Below are 3,570 nucleotides of genomic sequence, written 5' to 3'. Positions count from 1 at the left end.
TGGAGTTCAGAAAGGGCGCGTTTGATTTTCAAACTTCGCAACAGAACCGACACAGTTAATTATATGTTTTGTACTATTTGGTACAAAATGTTTGTATTTCAAAAAAGAATATGTTAATATAATTATACCAAGTGGTACAAAACAATGTTGTTAGATATAATCTAATCTAACCATTTGTTTCTAAAAATATGGAGGTGTACAACTTGAGAAATACGAAAGAAAAGATATTGACGGCTACAGAACAGCTTATATATAAAAAAGGTTATACAGGGACTTCTATTAATGATATTTTAGATGAAACTGGGACAGGCAAAGGGCAATTCTATTATTACTTTGGTTCAAAGAAAGAAGCTAGCCTAGCAGTAATTGATAATCATGTTAAAATTTGGCAAAAACATTTGCTAAATGGAATCCTATCGAGAGATGAAAGTCCACTGGCAAACTTAAAAGAGATGCTGGATTGGATTTACAGTGATCATGCGCAAAAAAAAATATACTACGGCTGTCCTGTAGGTAATCTCGTTATTGAGCTTTCCGCCCTAGATGAGGATTTTAGAAAACCTCTTGAACAACTATTTTCAGATTTACAAAAAAAAATTGCGGAAAATCTATCAGCTTTAACAGGACTGCTGGTGGAACAAAATCTTCCTGCAGCATATGCAATTATTGCTCAAATTCAAGGAAGTCTTCTACTCTTGAAATTGACTAAAGATTTAAATGTTCTGGAATCAAATTTTGATTTATTAAAAACTAGTTTTGAAAAAATGTGAGAAAAATAATGAAAAAATTGGATATGATAGTTATCGAACCAGGTCCTGCCCCGCCTACTGCTGTGATACGACGTAAATCTTTATGTCAGCAGTTGAATCTAAAGAAAAAGTCAAGCTTTTGCAGGCAGATGCGATTCGGAGAGAATATCCCATTGCCGATGTTCAAAAAAGATGGCAAAGTTGTCAAACATTCATAGACGTTCTTTGTAAGGGGATACTTATGCAACCCATTGTAGAATTATCATAAAAATTTTATATTTAAAGGAGAACAAAATGTTCAATAACAAAAATACAGCATTCGTCGTTACAGACCCACAAGTCGAATTCCTCAAACCAAAAGGTGCAGGCTATGGTCTAACAAAAGATATCCTCAGAAAATATCATACCACTGAGAATCTTACAGAACTCTTCAAACATGCTAAAGCAAAAGGCTATAAAATCTTTATTTCACCACATTACTTTTACGACCATGACCAAAACTGGAAATTTGGTGGTCAAGGCGAACAAATGATGTTGAATAATAAAATGTTCCATCGTGAACACCAGTATCAAGAAACAGTGAAAGGTTCAGGAGCAGACTTCGTGGAGGAACTCAAACCTTACTTGGATGAAAATACTATCATCACAAGCCCCCACAAAATCTTCGGTCCCGAATCAAATGACTTGGCGCTTCAACTCCGTAAAAACGGCATTGATACTGTTATCTTGGCTGGAATGAACGCAAATCTCTGTGTGGATTCACACTTGCGTGAACTCGTAGAATCAGGTTTTCACGTTCACGTTGCAGCTGACGCTACAGGAGCACCTGGTCAAGAAGCCTATGATGCAGCAATAACAAATTTTGGATTTGTTGCAGATCGCACAATGAGTACAGCAAAAGTTCTTGAAGAGCTTTGAAGCAATAGATAAACAGGCAAATTAAATGAAAATAATATTTGATGAACTAGCTACTGAAAAAATTAAAAGCTTCGGTGATGTGGACTTAGCGATAGACTTTAACCACACTTTGAGTGAAACAAACACTGAAGTAGATGCTTGCGCAGGTGGTATTTCTCGTTGGCGTTTGGTTGCAGTAGATAAAGGAACAACTCCCGGAACATTTGATGGGAAAATGGAATCTGAGTTTGGTTCCATTTATTTCCAAGACTGGGGCAAGATTTTCTGGGATGAACATGACTTGAAAGTGAGACACGAGGGCTCATTGAATCTGATGACACTCAAGACCGACTGGGATACGATTTCAAATAATTTCATGATTGTTGACTTCCGTGGTAAATCTATCGTGGATAATAAGTTAGTTCAAAACTAAAATTTGGAGATTTTTAAATGAAAAAAATAGACGTAAAAAATATCGTTGTTGGTTTTGGTAAAGGTGGAAAGACCTTGGCCAAATTCCTTTCTGGAAAAGGAGAAAGTGTTGTCATTATTGAACAATCAACTCTAATGTATGGTGGGACTTGTATCAACATCGGCTGTATTCCATCAAAATTTTTGATTGTCAACGGTGAAAAAGGTTTGAAATTCACAGAAGCTGCAGAAAAAAAAGCGATCCTTACAGGTAATTTGAATCTAAAAAATTATCACATGATTGCGGATGAAGCAACAGCTGAAGTTATTGATGGCAAAGCAAAATTTGTCTCTGATCACGAAATCGAAGTGATGGATTCTGAGGGTGAAGTCATTGCACAACTAATTGGCGAACGTATCTTTATCAATACTGGCGCGACACCTGTCTTGCCACCAATTCCCGGACTTGTGGACAGTAGAAATGTTGTGACTTCAACTGAATTAATGGATTTGAAGCAGCTTCCTGAACATTTGACGATTATTGGTTCTGGTTATATTGGTCTTGAATTTGCTTCAATGTTTGCAAGTTACGGATCAAAAGTAACAGTTCTTGATATTTTCGATAACTTCCTTCCTCGTGATGATGAAGATATTTCGAAGTTGGTTCGTTCCGACCTTGAATCTAGGGGGATTATCTTTAAGCTTGGCGTGAAGATTGATGCTATTACTGACAATAGCGTTGAAATAATAAATAAAGAAGGCAAAAAAGTTTCAATCTTATCAGATAAAATTTTGGTTGCAACAGGTCGCAAACCCAATACTGCTGGACTTGGACTTGAAAACACTAATATTCAACTTGGTCAACGTGGAGAAATTGTGGTCAACGATAAACTTGAAACCACTGTTCAAAATGTATGGGCACTTGGGGATGTGCATGGCGGTTTACAATTTACTTACACTTCCCTTGATGATTTCCGTATTGTAAGTAATAACCTTTATGGAGATGGTAAGCGGAGTCTGTCTGACCGCAAAAATGTACCAACCTCTGTGTTTATCACACCAGCCTTGTCTAAAGTTGGCCTTAATGAAAAAGCTGCTAAAGCAGCGGGCATCGATTACCGTCTCTTCAAACTTGCTGCGACAGCCATTCCAAAATCAGCTGTCTTGAATCAGTCTAAAGGCTTACTCAAAGCTTTGGTTGATCCAGAGACAGACAAAATTCTTGGTATTACAATTTACGCAGAAGAATCTTATGAAACAATTAATCTCATAAGTCTTGCGATTGAAGTAGGCTTGCCTTACACATTATTGCGTGACAAAATTTACACTCATCCAACCATGACTGAAGCATTAAATGATTTGTTTGCCGCTAAAAATGAAGTAAAATAAAATAGTCAAATTTGATGGAATCGAGTATGAGTTACTGACATACTACCAATAACTTTTTATATCTTGATAATTAAAACGAAAGTTTTTAATAGTTATTTTAAGGGCACCTCTAATAACTACCACG

At 36.4% G+C, this 3,570-nt stretch carries 5 protein-coding genes; all 5 read left to right on the top strand.

What is annotated here, in order from left to right:
- The first annotated feature begins 188 nt into the window (after nt 1-188).
- The 5 genes from LRA01S_RS10255 (at nt 189) to LRA01S_RS10235 (ending at nt 3,446) form a co-directional block, all read left to right on the top strand.
- On the top strand, nt 189-770 hold the full coding sequence (locus LRA01S_RS10255; RefSeq protein WP_061775517.1) for a TetR/AcrR family transcriptional regulator: 582 nt from the start codon (nt 189-191) through the stop codon (nt 768-770).
- Nucleotides 771-852: 82 nt separating this feature from the next.
- Nucleotides 853-1,017, top strand: coding sequence for a hypothetical protein (locus LRA01S_RS11130; protein ID WP_163604811.1), 165 nt, complete (start codon nt 853-855; stop codon nt 1,015-1,017).
- A gap of 26 nt (nt 1,018-1,043) precedes the next feature.
- Entirely contained in the window at nt 1,044-1,667 is a 624-nt protein-coding gene (locus LRA01S_RS10245; RefSeq protein WP_002355386.1) for a cysteine hydrolase family protein, read from the top strand.
- 25 nt (nt 1,668-1,692) lie between these two features.
- Nucleotides 1,693-2,079 carry an iron-sulfur cluster biosynthesis family protein gene (locus tag LRA01S_RS10240; protein WP_061775515.1) on the top strand — a complete coding sequence of 129 codons (387 nt, stop codon included), beginning with the start codon at nt 1,693-1,695 and terminating at the stop codon, nt 2,077-2,079.
- A gap of 17 nt (nt 2,080-2,096) precedes the next feature.
- Nucleotides 2,097-3,446 (top strand): FAD-dependent oxidoreductase, encoded by a 1,350-nt coding sequence (locus LRA01S_RS10235; protein ID WP_061775514.1) that lies wholly within the window; start codon nt 2,097-2,099, stop codon nt 3,444-3,446.
- The last annotated feature ends 124 nt before the right edge of the window (nt 3,447-3,570 follow it).

Origin of the sequence: Pseudolactococcus raffinolactis NBRC 100932 (genome assembly GCF_001591765.1) — a bacterium.
In the GTDB taxonomy this organism is placed as follows: domain Bacteria; phylum Bacillota; class Bacilli; order Lactobacillales; family Streptococcaceae; genus Pseudolactococcus; species Pseudolactococcus raffinolactis.
This window is presented reverse-complemented; position numbering and strand designations above follow the sequence as displayed.